Source organism: Kitasatospora sp. NEAU-CNBT7 (genome assembly GCF_057220535.1).
The window spans coordinates 70,196-85,174 of the sequence record NZ_JBXQQB010000016.1 but is presented as its reverse complement, the minus strand read 5'-3'; the positions used below and the strand labels follow the sequence as shown (position 1 = coordinate 85,174).

At 74.9% G+C, this 14,979-nt stretch carries 12 protein-coding genes and 1 pseudogene; 4 read left to right on the top strand and 9 right to left on the bottom strand.

The annotated features are described in order from the left end of the window. Window positions 1–15: 15 nt before the first annotated feature. Complete coding sequence (locus tag AC2TEW_RS21415; protein WP_484624939.1) at window positions 16–213, bottom strand: hypothetical protein; 198 nt, start codon at window positions 211–213, stop codon at window positions 16–18. A gap of 307 nt (window positions 214–520) precedes the next feature. On the opposite strand from AC2TEW_RS21415, the gene AC2TEW_RS21410 reads away from it, so the two are divergent. Both AC2TEW_RS21410 and AC2TEW_RS21405 read left to right on the top strand, forming a co-directional pair. Next, entirely contained in the window at window positions 521–2,344 is a 1,824-nt protein-coding gene (locus tag AC2TEW_RS21410) for a glycoside hydrolase family 15 protein (RefSeq protein WP_484624938.1), read from the top strand. Between the two features lie 67 nt (window positions 2,345–2,411). Continuing rightward, window positions 2,412–2,741 (top strand): putative quinol monooxygenase, encoded by a 330-nt coding sequence (locus AC2TEW_RS21405; protein ID WP_484624937.1) that lies wholly within the window; start codon window positions 2,412–2,414, stop codon window positions 2,739–2,741. Between the two features lie 248 nt (window positions 2,742–2,989). Here AC2TEW_RS21405 and AC2TEW_RS21400 read toward each other — a convergent pair. The 3 genes and pseudogenes from AC2TEW_RS21400 to AC2TEW_RS21390 form a co-directional block, all read right to left on the bottom strand. Next, window positions 2,990–3,331 (bottom strand): annotated as a pseudogene (locus AC2TEW_RS21400) (ArsR/SmtB family transcription factor); the annotation flags it as partial. Further along, on the bottom strand, window positions 3,331–3,702 hold the full coding sequence (locus AC2TEW_RS21395) for a hypothetical protein (RefSeq protein ID WP_484624936.1): 372 nt from the start codon (window positions 3,700–3,702) through the stop codon (window positions 3,331–3,333). The pseudogene AC2TEW_RS21400 and the gene AC2TEW_RS21395, both read right to left, overlap by 1 nt. 198 nt (window positions 3,703–3,900) lie before the next feature. Further along, window positions 3,901–4,656 (bottom strand): DUF2306 domain-containing protein, encoded by a 756-nt coding sequence (locus AC2TEW_RS21390; RefSeq protein ID WP_484624935.1) that lies wholly within the window; start codon window positions 4,654–4,656, stop codon window positions 3,901–3,903. A 269-nt stretch (window positions 4,657–4,925) separates the two neighbouring features. Between AC2TEW_RS21390 and AC2TEW_RS21385 the strand changes: the two genes are divergently transcribed. Beyond that, window positions 4,926–6,152, top strand: coding sequence for a sensor histidine kinase (locus AC2TEW_RS21385; protein WP_484624934.1), 1,227 nt, complete (start codon window positions 4,926–4,928; stop codon window positions 6,150–6,152). Further along, complete coding sequence (locus AC2TEW_RS21380; protein ID WP_484624933.1) at window positions 6,149–6,829, top strand: response regulator; 681 nt, start codon at window positions 6,149–6,151, stop codon at window positions 6,827–6,829. Before AC2TEW_RS21385 ends, AC2TEW_RS21380 begins: the two co-directional genes overlap by 4 nt. A 7-nt stretch (window positions 6,830–6,836) precedes the next feature. On the opposite strand, the gene AC2TEW_RS21375 is transcribed toward AC2TEW_RS21380, so the two are convergent. The 5 genes from AC2TEW_RS21375 to AC2TEW_RS21355 form a co-directional block, all read right to left on the bottom strand. Beyond that, window positions 6,837–8,069, bottom strand: a complete 1,233-nt coding sequence (locus tag AC2TEW_RS21375; RefSeq protein ID WP_484624932.1) for a cation:proton antiporter domain-containing protein — start codon at window positions 8,067–8,069, stop codon at window positions 6,837–6,839. A gap of 176 nt (window positions 8,070–8,245) precedes the next feature. Then, on the bottom strand, window positions 8,246–9,862 hold the full coding sequence (locus tag AC2TEW_RS21370; protein ID WP_484624931.1) for an ATP-binding SpoIIE family protein phosphatase: 1,617 nt from the start codon (window positions 9,860–9,862) through the stop codon (window positions 8,246–8,248). Window positions 9,863–10,170: 308 nt separating this feature from the next. After that, window positions 10,171–10,842, bottom strand: a complete 672-nt coding sequence (locus AC2TEW_RS21365) for an enoyl-CoA hydratase-related protein (RefSeq protein WP_484624930.1) — start codon at window positions 10,840–10,842, stop codon at window positions 10,171–10,173. A gap of 263 nt (window positions 10,843–11,105) precedes the next feature. Beyond that, window positions 11,106–13,238, bottom strand: a complete 2,133-nt coding sequence (fusA, locus tag AC2TEW_RS21360; RefSeq protein WP_484624929.1) for an elongation factor G — start codon at window positions 13,236–13,238, stop codon at window positions 11,106–11,108. A gap of 539 nt (window positions 13,239–13,777) precedes the next feature. After that, window positions 13,778–14,968, bottom strand: a complete 1,191-nt coding sequence (locus AC2TEW_RS21355; RefSeq protein ID WP_484624928.1) for an FAD-dependent oxidoreductase — start codon at window positions 14,966–14,968, stop codon at window positions 13,778–13,780. Window positions 14,969–14,979 lie beyond the last annotated feature (11 nt).

Here is a 14,979-nt window from a genome sequence, read left to right as displayed (position 1 = left end):
GGGCCGTCCCGGACCTCACTGTGGGTCGTTCGCCAGGTGCAACAGGCTGACGCCCAGCACACCCGCCCAGGCGGCGAGGAGCACCAGGGCGATCCCCACCACGGCCAGCGCGGCGACCCCGAACCTCGCCCCGAGGGACATCCGGGGCCGCCGGCCCTTGGCCACGCTCCGCGGCCGCGGCCGCTCCCACTGCTCCGCCCACATCTGACTCATGCGTCCCGTCCCCTTCGATCGACTGCTGCCACCATGATCGGGAACGCCGGCCGGACCCCGCCTGAGTGCCCGTACTCAACCGCCGGTGGGTAGCCCGCCCTCCCCGGCCCGCTCACCCTGGCCCGCCCACCCGCAGGCCGGAGAGAGCGGCGAGCCGGGCGGACCGGCCCGGACGGTGGCCGTGAGCGGCGCTCTCCCGTTTCGCCACGGCGGGCGTCGGTGGCGGCGGCCCCGGCGAGTTGATCCCGGGCCGTCCCACCACGTGACGGATAGTGGGACGCGGGGGACGCACTGCGATTGGACGCCGATGGACCGCTATCCCCCGATCGCCGACCACGGGCTGGTGGGCGACCTGCAGACCGCCGCCCTGGTGTCGTCCCAGGGCGTCGTCAACTGGTTCTGCGCGCCGAGGTTCGACTCGCCGAGCGTCTTCGGCTCACTGCTCGACCACGACCGCGGCGGATACTTCCGGCTGGCCCCGGTCCACTCCGACGTGACGTGCCGACAGCTGTACTACCCGGACACCGCGGTGCTGGTCACCAGGTTCATGTCGCCGGAGGGCGTCGGCGAGGTGATCGACTGGATGCCCGCCAACACCGGCCACGCCGCGACCGACCGGCACAGCCTGATGCGGGTGGTCCGGGCGGTGCGCGGCACGGTCCGGTTCGCCCTGGAGTGCCGGCCCCGGTTCGACTACGGCCGGGCCGAGCACGACGTCGTCCTCGAGCCCGGGCGGGCCGCCTTCCACGGCCCCGGCACCACCGGCCACCTGCAGGCCAGCTTCCCGCTGGAGCGGGACGGACGCGACGTACGGGGCACCGTCACCCTGGGAGTCGGGGAGTCCGCCGTCGCGGTGTTCACCACCTGCGCCGCCGGCGGCGAGGCGCCGCCTGCCCGGACGGTCGACGAGGTGACGGCGAAGCTGTGGGAGGAGGTCGACTTCTGGCAGAAGTGGCTGCACACGTCGCACTACCGCGGCCGCTGGGGAGAGATGGTCAACCGCTCCGCCATCACCATCAAGCTCCTCACCTACCACCCCACCGGCGCGCCGGTCGCCGCCGCCACCATGGGCCTGCCGGAACAGGTCGGCGGCGAACGCAACTGGGACTACCGCTACTCCTGGGTGCGGGACGGCGCGCTGTCGGTCCGGGCACTGCTCGACCTGGGGTTCGCGGAGGAGGCGTCGGCCTTCACCCGGTGGCTCGGGGACCGCATGCACGACCGGGCCGACCTGCCCGGCGAGCGGCTGCAGATCATGTACCGGGTCGACGGCGACCCGCACCTCCCGGAGGAGATCCTCGACCACTGGGAGGGCTACCGGGGCTCGCGGCCGGTACGGGCCGGCAACGCCGCCGCCGGCCAACTGCAGCTCGACATCTACGGCGAGGCCCTCTATGCGATGGCCGAGGGCATGGACGTCGGGGTGGAACTGGGCTACCACGGTTGGAAGGGCCTGGCCCGGACGCTGGACTGGCTGGCCGACAACTGGGACCGGCCGGACGAGGGCGTGTGGGAGACGCGCGGCGGCCGCAAGGACTTCACCTTCAGCCGGGTGATGTGCTGGGTCGCGTTCGACCGGGGCATGCGGCTGGCCACCGAGCTCAGCCGGCCCGGGGACATCCCGCGCTGGCGCCAGGCCCGCGACAGCATCCTCGACCAAGTGATGGAGCAGGGCTGGAGCCGGAGCGAACAGGCACTGGTGCAGCACTACGGCGGTGACGTGCTGGACGCCTCACTGCTGCTGATCCCCCGCGTCCGCTTCCTGCCCGCGAGGAGCCCGAGCTGGCTGTCGACGCTGGACGCGGTGGAACGCCGACTGGTCTCGGACAGCCTCGTGTACCGGTACGACCCGGCCGCGTCCCCCGACGGGCTGCGCGGCTCGGAGGGCACCTTCAGCCTCTGCACCTACCTCTACGTCGATGCGCTGGCGCGGGCCGGACGCATCCGGCCCGCCCGCTACACCTTCGAGAAGATGCACACCTACGCCAACCACGTCGGCCTGTTCGCCGAGGAGATCGGCCCCAGCGGCGAGCAACTCGGCAACTTCCCACAGGCGTTCACCCACCTGTCGCTGATCATGGCGGCCTCCACCCTGGACGAGGCCATCAACCGCAAGCGCAGCCGGGAGTGAGCCCGGTTTGGGGGACCGGCGCGGTTCGGGCAGGCTGGGCACGGTCGTCGTCCTCCGAGGAGCAAACATGATCCTGATCAACGTCAAGTTCACCGCCAGGCCCGAGTTCAGCGACCGATGGGTGTCGCTGGTCGAGGACTTCACCCTGGCCACCCGGGCGGAGCCCGGCAACATCTTCTTCGAGTGGTCCCGCAGCGTCGACAACCCGGACCAGTACGTCCTGCTGGAGGCCTTCGAGTCGGCCGAGGCCGGCGCGGAGCACGTGAACTCCGAGCACTTCAAGGCCGCGATGGCCGAACTCCCGGCCCGGATCGCCACCAAGCCGCAGATCATCTACGTGGACGCGCCGGTGGACGGCTGGTCCGAGATGGCCGAACTCACCCCCACCGAGGGCTGACCGGCCCCGGTCCGGAACGGGACGGCGGGCGCACCCGGGCCGGGGTGCGCCCGCCGCCGTCGTCGCGGGGCGGCTGCTCCCCAGGGCAGCCCCGGCGCGGCTCAGCGCGGGAAGGGCGCCGCGTCGTGCAGGTCGGCAACGGCGTCGGCGTCGGCGCCCGTGTCCTGGTCCGCGTCGGCGTCCGGGTCCGACTCGGCGTCCGGGTCCGCCGGGGGATCCGGGATGTTCCGGGGGAGCGGCAGCGGGAGGTCGTCGGCGGGGTCGTCCGCGCGGCGGAGCTGCTCGAGGACGGCCTCCCGGTCGGTCAGCAGCACGGTCAGGATCCGGCGCGCCGATCTGAGCAGGTCGGAGACGTCGGCGCCGGCCAGCGCGTAGAGCACGTTGCCCGACTCGCGGGTGGAGACCACGATGCCCGAGCGTTTGAGCACCGCGAGTTGCTGGGACAGGCTGGAGGGCTCGATGCCGATGTCGGCCAGCAGGTCGCGCACCGGCAACGGACCGCCCTGGAGCAGCTCCAGCACCCGGATCCGTACGGGGTGGCCGAGCATCCGGAAGAACTCGGCCTTCACCTGGTAGAGCGGAAGGTGCATCAGAGCTCCAGCTCGTTCTCCACCTGCTCCAGCCGGCGCCTGGCCATCGCCAGGTTGGCGCGCTTGCGGTCCAGCGCGAGGTACAGGAACAGTCCCTTTCCGCTGCGCGAGGTCAGCGGGCGGATGACGTGGTACTGGCTGGTGAGGGTGACCAGGATGTCCTCGATGGCGCCGGTCAGACCCAGCATCTCCATCGTCCGCATCTTCGCCCGGACCAGGTCGGTGTTGCCCGCGGCGGCGACCGAGAGGTCCAGCTCCGGCCCGCCGCCGAGGGTGCCCAGGGCCATCCCGCTGCCGTAGTCGACCAGGGCGACGCCGAGCGCGCCCTCGATCATCATTGCTTCCTTCAATGCGACATCAGTGGTTGCCATGAATGCGACGTTAGGCACCTCCGGGTAGCTGCGACTCAGGAATTGAAGAATTCTGCAACTGCACCGTCCGGGTGCGGTAGATTACGCCCTTCGTCATCGTCCGCGACGTCCTGGTCACGGTGGGTGATGGGTGGCGCGGGGTGTCGTGGCGGCCCGACACCCCGGCCCACCAGGGCTTCCGCGGTCGGGGGTTGACGGTCAGTGGGTGCTCGGCCCCGGGTGGTGTGACCCCGCGTGACATGTACCCGTCGGACTGGGTTGCGCGCCGGGACGGCCGGGCCGGCCGGTGCGGCCCGCGGCGCTGTCCGGGTGGCCCGCACCGGCGAGGATCCGCTCCGCCACCGCCAGATCGAGCAGGAGGGCACCCCAGGCGCCACTCACGTAGGCCTGCTCGAACGGCACTCCCACCGTGCCCATCACGATCAGCCACAGCCGGAAGGTGACGCCCGTGAAGATCAGGGCGTAGGACCTGACCATCCAGCGGCGGTGCCGCTCCACCGCACCCCGGCGGATCGTCACCAGGGCCGCCGTCGAGGTCGCCAGCAGCAGGACGGCCAGGACCGTGAAGCCCAGCGGCGCGGCGGGGGCGAACAACCCGTGCGGTGCCAGCAGCAGGCCGCCGGCACTGGTCGCCGCCACCGCGGTCAGGTACAGCCGGCCCACCCATCGGTGGACGGCCGGTCGGCGGGCCCGCAGCCGCGGCAGGAACTGCCACGGGCCGAGCACCAGGGCGACGATGCCGCCGGCCACGTGCAGGACCAGCGGCGTCAGATGGGCCAGGTAGGTGGCGCGTTGTTCCTGGAGGAAGGTGTCGGGGTCCAGGGTGAGGTAGCGGGCGGAGAGCAGCGCGATGCCGGTCGCCAGGACGGTGACCGTGCCCCAGCCGACCCGGCGCCACAGCGTCGTCGCCGGTGTCGTGGGCGTCGTGGGTGTCGTCGTGGTGGTCGTGGTCATCGGCGAGCGGTCCTGACGGCGGGCCCGCAGGGGGTGGTGGTGAGCATGTGGAGTTCCATGGCGAGCACGGTAGGAAGCGGACCGCCGGCCACGCGTCCCCTCCGGGGGGTCGCCGGGGCCACCCCACCGGGAGGACATCCTGCGGCTACCCCAGCAGGGGTACGCCGGGCGTACCCCCGAGGGGCGATGCGCGCACCCGGGCCCGCTCGCTACCCTCCAGGGAGCCGCCGCCGCCCGGGGCGCGGCGACCGTCGGAGGGAGGCCGTCCGGTGCCGCACGCCCGTTCGCTCCTGAGCCGCCGGCCGTCCAGGTCCACCTCCCGTCCCGCCCGGCTGTCGCGGCGCGCGCTGCTGCTCGACGGGCTGCTCGCGCTCGGCTTCCTCGCCGCGATGTTGCTCGAACGCGCCCGCACGGCGGCCGAGATCGGTGACCGGATGCCGGCCGCGGTCGCGCTCGGACTGGTGGTCGCGGCGGCGCTGGCCGTCCGCCGTCGAGCACCGCTGTCCGGATACCTCGTGGGCACGGCCGCCCTGGCGGCGGAGGCGCTGTTCGTCCAGCCCGGGGTGGTGTCCCCGTACGCCAACCTGGTCGGGCTGCACGCCCTCGGCCTGTACGCGACCCGGGGGCGGGCCCTGTGCGGGCCGCCGATCGTGGTGGTCGGCATGGCCGCCTACTTCTCCGGCCTCGCCCACACCTACCCGGTCATCCCGGTCGGCGTGCTCGGGTTGTGGCTGGCGGCCTGGGCTCTCGGCTACGGCACCGCCCGTCGGCAGGAGGAGCGGGAGGGCGAGCGCCTGGCCGCCCGCGAGTGCGCCCTCGCCGAGGAGCGCGCCCGGGTCGCCCGCGAGGTCCACGACCTGCTGGGCCACACCCTCAACCTGATGCTGGTCCAGGCCGGCGCCGCCCGGCGGCTGCTCGACCGCGATCCGGACCACACCCGTGAGCTGCTGCACGGACTGGAGGACACCGGCCGCGAGGCGCTCGGTGAACTCGACCGTGTGCTGGGCCTGTTGCGCCACACCCGGTCGGCCGCCCCCGGCCACCCCGTCCCCGATCGCCAGGCCCCCGCCCCCGGCCGCCACGCCCCCGGCGCCGGGGAGGTCCCCACCGGGCCGGGCGAGCCCGGGCTCGCCGATCTGCCCCGGCTGCTCGCCCGGATGGAACAGGCCGGGATCCGGGTCACCACCAGCCTCGACCCGGCTGCGCTGCACGTACCGCACGCCGTCGACCGCTGCGCATACCGGATCGTCCAGGAGGCCCTGACCAACACCGTCAAGCACGCCAGGGCCACCGCCGCCGAGGTCACGGTCGGCCGCGAGGGACCCGGGCTGTCCGTCCTGGTCAGCGACGACGGGCGGGGCGCCGCCGCCGGGTACACGCCCGGCCGGGGGCTGCTCGGCATCGCCGAACGCGTCGCGCCGCTGGCCGGCCGGGTGGAGCACGGCCCGGGCGAGCGGGGCGGCTTCCGACTGCACGTGGTGCTCCCGCTGCCATGACGATCCGGGTGGTGCTCGCCGACGACGACGCGCTGTTGCGCGCCGGTCTCGCCCTGGTGCTCTCCACGGCCGACGGCAGCGGGATCGAGGTGGCCGGGCAGGCCGCCGACGGCCTGGAGGCCGTCGCGCTCTGCCGCGAACTGGCCCCCGACGTGGTCCTGATGGACGTCCGGATGCCCGGCGTCGACGGGGTCGAGGCGACCCGGCGGATCGTCGCCGCCCAGCTGCCCACCCGGGTCCTGGTGCTGACCACCTTCCACCACGACGAGTACGTGTGGGGGGCGCTGCGCGCCGGGGCCGCCGGGTTCCTGCTCAAGCGGGCCTCGCCGGAGCGCCTGATCGACGCGGTGCGGGCGGTGGCCGGCGGGGACGCGGTGCTGGACCCGGCCGTCACCCGCGACCTGCTGGGCCACCTGGTCGCCCGCCGGCCGCCGCGGCCCGCCGCCCCGCCCGACGGGCGGCTGGCCCGGCTCACCGAGCGCGAGCGCGAGGTGCTCCGGCTCGCGGCCGAGGGCCGGTCCAACGCGGACATCGCGGCGTTGCTGCTGCTGGCCGAGTCCACCGTCAAGACGCACGTCAAACGGATCCTCGCCAAGCTCGACGTCCGCGACCGCTCCCAGGCGGTCGCCCTCGCCTACCGCGGCGGCCTGATGGCGCCCCCACCGCAGCACACCTGACGGAGGTTCAGTCCGCGCCGGCGCCGGCTCCGGCCGCCCGCCGGCGGGCCCGCGCGTAGCGCTCGGCCAGCGGACCGTACGTCAGTCCGTGCAGGACCAGGCTCATCAGGACGGTCATCGTCATCACCTGGCCGATCAGGTCGGCCGCGTGCGGGTCGGCCGGGGCGAGCGAGATGAAGGCGAGCAGGCCGAAGACGATGGACGCCAGGCCGCGCGGCCCCAGCCAGGCCAGCAGCAGCCGGTCGGCCCGGTCCAGGCCGCTGCCCACCAGGCAGATCAGCACCGGGACGATCCGCACCACCGTCAGCGACAGCGCCGCGTAGGCGACCACCCGGGGGTCGAAGTCGCCCGCGAACGCCTGTGTGACGAGCTTGCCGAAGACGAACCACAGTGCCAGTGAGAGCAGTGTCCCGGCGTCCTCGAGCAGGTGGAGGGTGGGCGCGGGCAGTGCCCGGGACTCCGGGGTGAACAGCAGCCCGGCCACGAACGCCGCCACGAACCCGTTGCCGTCCAGCACGATCGCCAGGGCGTACGCCATCAGCGGCAGCGCGAGGATCCCGAGCCGGACGGCGGCGGGCCTGGTCCACCCCGCCAGCCAGGCGCGCCGCAGCAGCACCCCGCCCGGTTTTCCGACCACGGCCCCGGCGACCACCGCCCACAGCAGCGCGGCGACCGCGTCCCCGAGCGAGGAGGCGTCGGGTGCCAGGCCCTGCCCGTGCGCCTCGGTCCCGGCGAGGCAGAGCAGGAAGACCGGTGCGAGCAGGCCGTCGTTGAGCCCGCTCTCGACCGTCAGCACCCCGCGCAGCCAGGACGGCAGCCGGGCGTCGCCGATCAGTTCGGCGGCCGGCGCGAGGTCGATCGGCACGGTCACCGCGGCGAACAGCGCCACCAGCCACCAGTGGCCCGCGGGGAACAGCAGACCGCCCGTCAGCACCCCGGCGGCGAAGGTCAGCGGCAGCGCCAGCAGCAGCAGCCGGACCAGCAGCCGGCGTTGTGCGTGCACCACCCCGGGCGGCACGTGGGTGGCGTCCGTGAACAGCAGCACCGCGAGGATGATCTCCACGGCGCGTTCGGCGTCCGAGGTGGTCAGCCCGATCTGCACCAGCGGGTGCGGACCCACCGTCAGCACCACGCCCGCGGCGGTCATGGCGACCGGTGCGGTGATGCTCCACCGGGCCAGCCGGCCGGCCACCAGGGCCCAGGCGAACAGCGTCCCCATGCTGATGACCAGCGCGATCACGCGCGCACCTGTCTTCCCCCGGTGCGTGACCGGACGGTGTCCGAGTGCTCACGATGGTAGGCGGCGCCGGACCCCGGCGGCGTGCAGGCGCGGCCCGTGTCCGGCAGCGCCGCCCGCCCGTGCCCCGCCCGCCCGCACCCCCGCCGCCCCCCGTCGTCGGCCGTATCGCGGGCGCCTCACGCCCCGGCGCCGCCGGCGGGCCGCAGGCCGAACGTGAACCAGGTGGTCTTCCCCTCGTCGGTGGGCCGGACACCCCAGTCGTCGGCGAGCGAGTCGACCAGCAGCAGCCCGCGGCCCGACTCCTCGTCGTCGGCCGCCATCCGGGGCTGCGGCAGGGTCGGGCAGTCGTCGACCACCTCGACGGTGACCTCCCGGGTGGTCCGGCGGATCTGCAGCCGGACCGGCCCCCTGCTGTGCCGGACGGCGTTGGTGAGCAGCTCGGAGACCAGCAGCTGGGCGTTGTCGACCAGGTCGGCGAGTCCCCAGGAGAGCAGCGCCTTGGTGAGGAACGCCCGGCCCTCGGGCACCGTGGCCGCGGTCGCCGGGTAGTCGCTCGCATCGCTGTCCAGCGGGGCGGCGGGCAGCTGGGCGAGCAGCAGGGTGACGTCGTCGTTCCCGCCGGTGTCGGGCAGCAGCGCCGCCAGTACCAGGTCGGCGGCCTCCTCGAGGCCGGAGGCCCGGGCGAAGGCGTCGTCCAGCGTCCCGACCAGGAAGGCCAGCCGTTCCTCGATGTCGCTGACCGGGGTCTCGATCAGCCCGTCGGTGTAGAGCACCAGGGTCGCGCCGGGCGGGACCGCGATCGAGGTCTGCCGGTGCAGCACGTCGCCGACCCCGAGCGGGACGCTCACCGGCGCCGACAGCGCCTGGACGCCCTGGCCGGGTACGGCGAGCAGGGCGGGCAGGTGTCCGGCCGAGCAGATGGTGACCTCGCCGACGTCCGGTGCGATGACCAGGTAGCAGCAGGTGACCAACTGGTCGGGACCGGCCAGGTCGGCCACCACCGCCTCCAGCGCCCGCATCAGCTCGCGCGGCTGCATGCCGGTCTTGGCCAGGGCGTGCGCCGCCGACCGGATCTGACCCATGATCGCCGCCGCCTCCAGGCCGCGGCCCATCACGTCCCCCACCAGTACGCCGACCCGGCCAGCCCCCAGCGGCACCAGGTCGAACCAGTCCCCGCCGACGCCGAGCCCCTGGGTGGCGGGCAGGTAGCGGCTGGCCGTCGCCAGCCCCGGCACGGCCGGCGGCGTCCCCATCAGGCTGCGCTGCAGGGTGAGGGCGGCGTGCCGCTGCTGTTCGTACAGGGCGGTCAACTCGGCCTCGGCGGCCTTGCGTTCGCTGACGTCCCGGACGGCCGCGGAGATCAGCAGGCCGTCGGCGGTCTCCAGCGGGCTGAGGCTGATCTCGACCGGGAACTCGGTGCCGTCGCGGCGCACGCCGTGCAGCTCCAGCCCGGCCCCCATCGGCCGGACCTGGCGGTTGGCGGTGTAGCCCGCCCGGTGCGCCGCGTGGCCGGTACGGAACCGCCCGGGCACCAGCACCTCGACCGGCCGGCCGAGCAACTCCGTACGGGCGTAACCGAACAGCGCCTCGGTCTGGGCGTTGACCAGCCGGATGATGCCGCCGTCGTCCACGATCACCATGGCGTCCGGCGCGGCCTCCAGCAGCCCCCGGAAGCGCTCCTCGGCGCCGCCCGGGCGCAGCTCCGGGCCGTCGGCCGCGCCGCAGCGCGGGCAGTGGGCTCCGAGCGGCGCGGCCGGAGCCCCGGGCCGTGCGTGTCCGTCGATTACAGCCATGTCCACCCCTGGTCGGGTCGCCGTTCGAGACGATCGAAGGGGATATTCGAGCGCGTGGGGCCGGGACAGGTCGGCCGATGTCGGCAATCGGCCGGATTTGGCCGGAACCGATCCGTTGGCCGTGCCGCCATGTCACCCGCGCGGCGAGAAGTGGACTCCCGGCTGCCGGATCGCGGATCGCGGATCGGCGACGCGGCCGTCCGCCGGAGTGCCGGCCCGCGCGCCCGCGCGCCCGCGCGCCCGCGCGCCCGCGTGGCCCGCGCAGCCGAAGCGGCCGGAGCGGTTCGGGCGCGGGCCGGCGGGCGGGGTCAGCCGAGCGGGATGTCCTTCTCGCGCAGCGCCTCCAGGGCGCCGGCGTACATCCGGGCCTTGATGGTGCCGAGCGTCGGACCCGCCTTGGCGGCGTGTCCGGCGGCCAGGGCGACGGCCGTGGAGCGCACCGCGTCCTCGTCCGCGGTGCGGTCGACCACCGCGGCGGCGAGGGCGTCGTGACCGCCGAAGCGGCGGGCCGTGGTCATCGCCTCGTGGGCGGTCTGCGGGGCGAGCCGGGCCTGGATCAGTGCGGACATGCCGGCCGTGAACGGGATGTTGATCTCGGCCTCCGGGAGGCACCAGAAGCCGCGGTCGCCGCGCATCACCCGGAAGTCGTGGGCCAGCGAGAGCATCGCGCCCGCGGCGAAGGTGTGCCCCTGCAGCGCCGCCACGGTGACCATCGGCAGGGTGAGCAGCCGCGCGAGCAGCTCCTGGACCGAGGTGACGTACTCGGCGGCCCGGTCGGTGTGGGCGAACAGCCAGTCCAGGTCGAGGCCGTTGGAGAAGAACTTGCCGCTCGCCGCGGTGACCAGCGCGCGCGGGCCCTCGGCCTGTTCCACCTCGTCCAGCAGCGCGTTGACGGCGGCGATCCAGTCGGGGTGGAAGCGGTTCTCGGTGTCGCCGATGTCGAGGACGAAGACGCTGTCCTGGCGGTCGAGGGTGGGCATCGTTGCTCCTTCACGGGGTCGGGCGCAGGAGACCGCCGGAAGCGGCGCGGACAGGCACGTTACCGGCGAGTAACTATGGTGGCTCGCATCGTACCCGCGGGCGGCCGACCTGTCTGCCACCCGCGGGTACGGACCCGCGCAGCGCCCACCCCGACCGGCGGCGCCGGGCCCCGCCCGGTAACGGACTCCCGGGACGCCGTTCCCGGGAACGGAGTCCCGCGGACGGCGTCCCGGACCGGACCGGACGGGCCCGGCGCCCGGCCTCAGCGGGTCTGACCGTCCGGCGCCGGGGCGTAACCGGCGGCCCGGGTGGTGAAGCTGCCGCGGCCCTGGGTGCGGCTGCGCAGCCGGGTCGCGTAGCCGAACAGCTCGGCCAGCGGCACGACCGCGGTGACCTGTGCCGAACCGCCCCGGGCGGCCGACCCGGTGACCCGGCCGCGGCGGGCCGCCAGATCACCGAGCACCCCGCCCACGGCCTCCGGCGGCACCGTCGCGGTGACCTCCGCCACCGGCTCCCGCAGCGTCATCGCACAGGCCCGCAGCGCCGCCCGCAGACCCTGGCGCCCCGCGGTCCGGAACGCCTGCTCCGAGGAGTCCTTGACGTGGGTGGCGCCGTCGGTCAGCGTCACCCGCAGCCCGGTGACGGGATGACCACCGAGCGGGCCCTCGGCCAGCGCGTCCCGGCAGCCCGCCTCCACGGCCTGCACCCACTCCCGCGGCACCCGGCCGCCGACCACCGCCGACCGGAACTCGAACTGCGCCGCACCGCCCTCGCCGCCGGCCGCCGCAAACGGCTCCACGTCGAGCACGATGTGCGCGAACTGCCCCGCGCCGCCGTCCTGCTTGACGTGCCGGTGGACCAGACCCGACACCCCGCCGGACACCGTCTCCCGGTAGGCAACCTGCGGCCGCCCGACGGTCACCTCCAGCCCGTGGGCCAGACGGATCTTCTCCACCGCGACCTCCAGGTGCAGCTCGCCCATCCCGGACAGCACGGTCTGCCCGGACTCGGCGTCGGTGCGCACCGCCAGCGACGGGTCCTCCTCCACCAGCCGGGCCAGCGCCGACGCCAGCCGGCCGGTGTCGGTACCCCGGCGGGCCTCCACCGCGACCGAGACCACCGGCTCGGCCGCCGTGGGCGGCTCCAGCACCAGCGGCGCCGACGGCGCGCACAGGGTCGCCCCGGCGCGGGCCGCCTTCAGCCCGATCACCGCCACGATGTCCCCGGCCACCGCCCGCTCCAGCTCCTCGTGCCGGTCCGCCTGCACCCGCAGGATCCGGCCGATCCGCTCGCCGCGCCCCGCGCCCGCGTCCAGCACCGCGTCCCCCTTCCCGATCGTGCCCGAGTACACCCGCAGATGGGTCAGCCGCCCGGTGCCGGCGGCGTTCACCTTGAACACCAGCCCCGCGAACGGTTCCGCCGGGTCGGCGGCCCGCTCCTGCACCGGACCGTCCGGCCGGCCGTCGAGGGTGCCGCGCACCGCCGGTACGTCCGGCGGCGCCGGCAGGTAGGCCACCACGGCGTCCAGCAGCGGCTCGATCCCGCGGTTGCGGTACGCCGAACCGCACAGCACCACGACGCCCTCGCCGGTGCGGGTCAGCTCGCGCAGCGCCGCGGCCAGGGTGGCGTCGGACAGCGCGGAGGCCGCGCAGAACTCCTCCAGCGCCGCCGGGTGGAGCTCCGCCACCGACTCCTCCAGCAGCCGGCGCCGCCGCCCGGCCTCGGCCCGCAGATCCGGCGGCACCTCACCGGCCCGGTACCGGCCCGGCCGGCCCGCCGCGTCCGGTCCGTCCGGCCCGTCCGGCCAGTGCAGTGCCCGCATCCGGACCAGGTCGACGACGCCGGTGAAGCCGCCCTCGCGGCCGATCGGCAGCTGGACCACCAGCGGGCGCGGGTGCAGCCGCGCCCGGATCGACGCGACCGCGGTGTCCAGGTCGGCTCCGGCCCGGTCGAGCTTGTTGACGAAGGCGATCCGCGGGACCCCGTGCCGGTCGGCCTGCCGCCACACCGACTCGCTCTGCGGCTCCACGCCCGCGACGGCGTCGAACACCGCGACCGCCCCGTCCAGCACCCGCAGCGAGCGCTCCACCTCGTCGGCGAAGTCGACGTGGCCGGGCGTGTCGATCAGAGTGATCCGGTGGCCGTCCCAGGCGCAGCTGACCGCCGCCGCGAAGATGGTGATGCCGCGGTCGCGCTCCTGCGGGTCGAAGTCGGTGACGGTGGTGCCCTGGTGGACCTCGCCCTGCTTGTGGGTGTTGCCGGTCAGGTACAGGATCCGCTCGGTGACGGTGGTCTTGCCGGCGTCCACGTGGGCGAGGATGCCCAGGTTGCGGACGTGGGTGGGGAGGGTGCCGACGGTGGCGGGGACGGTCGTGCTGGGGACCGCGGTGCGCATGGCCGGTGGCCTTTCAGGGTGATCCTGTTGGGGGCGGCGCGATTTCCCGGACGAACGGTGGCAGCGACGGGCGCGTGCACGGTGCAGGGCGTACGGTGCCCGGTGGACCGCGCGCGGCAGCGGGCCGCGCAGTGGCACGGCGGACGCCTCGCGGCTCAGGACCGACGGGGTCTCAGGCCTTCGTCACGGACAGCCGGTACCCGCCGCGCAGCGGGCACCGGGCGGACGAGGACACCAGGATCACCTCGTACCGGGAGCGGGGGAGAAGGACGGCGACGCGCGGACGCATGGCCACTCTCCCCTCGACTCGGCACGGAACCCGCCGGGTCGTTCCCCGCAGCGGGTGGTTCGTCGCCGAGTGTAGGGAGACCGGGCGCCGCGGAGCACCCGGTTTTCCCGCCACCCGGCGACAGGGGCCGCCCGGCATCCGGGCGGGGCGAGGCGGTCGGCGGTGGGTCGGTGGCCGGCGGCGGGTCGGTGGCGGGTCTGCTGCCAGGGGTGGGCCCGTCGCCGACAGTGCGTCAGGGGCAGGCGGTGCGTCAGCCGTCGGTCGGCAGCGGGGTGTCCCAGTCGAGCAGCCGGAGCAGTTCCTCGTCCACCGCCGTGGTGCCGGTCGGCCGGTCGGCGGCCACCACCGGGGTGCGGGGGCCGGGGCCGCCCGCGGTCAGCCTGGCGCTGACCGCGGCGTTCAGCTCCGTCCTGGGGCGGCGCAGCCGTTCGTAGCGCGCCAGCGCCGCGGTGCCGGGGCCGCCCTCGCGCAGGGCCTTGGCCAGCACCACGGCGTCCTCCAACGCCATCGACGCGCCCTGCCCGGTGGCGGGGGAGGCGGCATGCGCGGCGTCCCCGATCAGTACCGTCCGCTCGCCGCGCCAGCGGGTGCCGGGACCCAGGTGCAGCGCGTTGGTGACCATCAGCCGGTCGGCCGTCGCCGCGACGATCTCCGCCGCCGCCGTACGGTCCGGCCGCAGCAGCGGCAGCAGCCGCTCGCGCCACCCGTCGGCGCCGGTACCCGCCAACTCCTCGGCGTCCGCGGGCGGTCCGGGGACCCGGGCGAACCAGAAGGTCTCCCCGGCGGGCGACAGCGCGTAGCCGAACGCGGCGCCGCTTCCGCGGATCATGGTGATCCGCTCCGACCGGGCCTGCGAGGGCGGGACGGCCTCGCCGGTGTAGGCGGTGGTGTAGCCGTAGAAGACCTGCTGGCCCGCGTAGTCGGGCCGCGGCGCGGCGGCGTCCAGCTGGCCGCGGACCGCCGAGTGCAGCCCGTCCGCCCCGACCAGCAGGTCGGCGCGGGCCGAACTCCCGTCGGCGAAGGCCGCGGTGACGCCGTCCCGGTCCTCGGTGACGGTCACCAGCCGGGCCGAGTGCCGGATCGGCACGCCCCGGCGCAGCACCTCCCGGCGCAGCGTCGCGGCGAGGTCCGCGCGGCGCAGGCACCGGTAGCGGGTCAGCGGGTGCCCGCTCTCGCCGAGCGGCATCGCGGCGAGCTCCTCGCCGGAACCGTCGAGGACGTCCATCGTTGTGAGCGGGAAGCCGAGTTCGGCCACCGCGGCGGCCGCGTCGAGCTGGGCGAGCGCGCGCATGCCGTTGCTCGCCAGGGTGAGGAAGGCGCCGATGTCCGCCCCGGTGTCGGGGTGCGCCTCGTACACCTCCACCTCGAAGCCGGCCCGGTGCAGGCCCAACGCGGCCGCCGCACCGGCGATCCCCCCACCGATGACCACGATCTTCGTCAACTCGGCCCCCT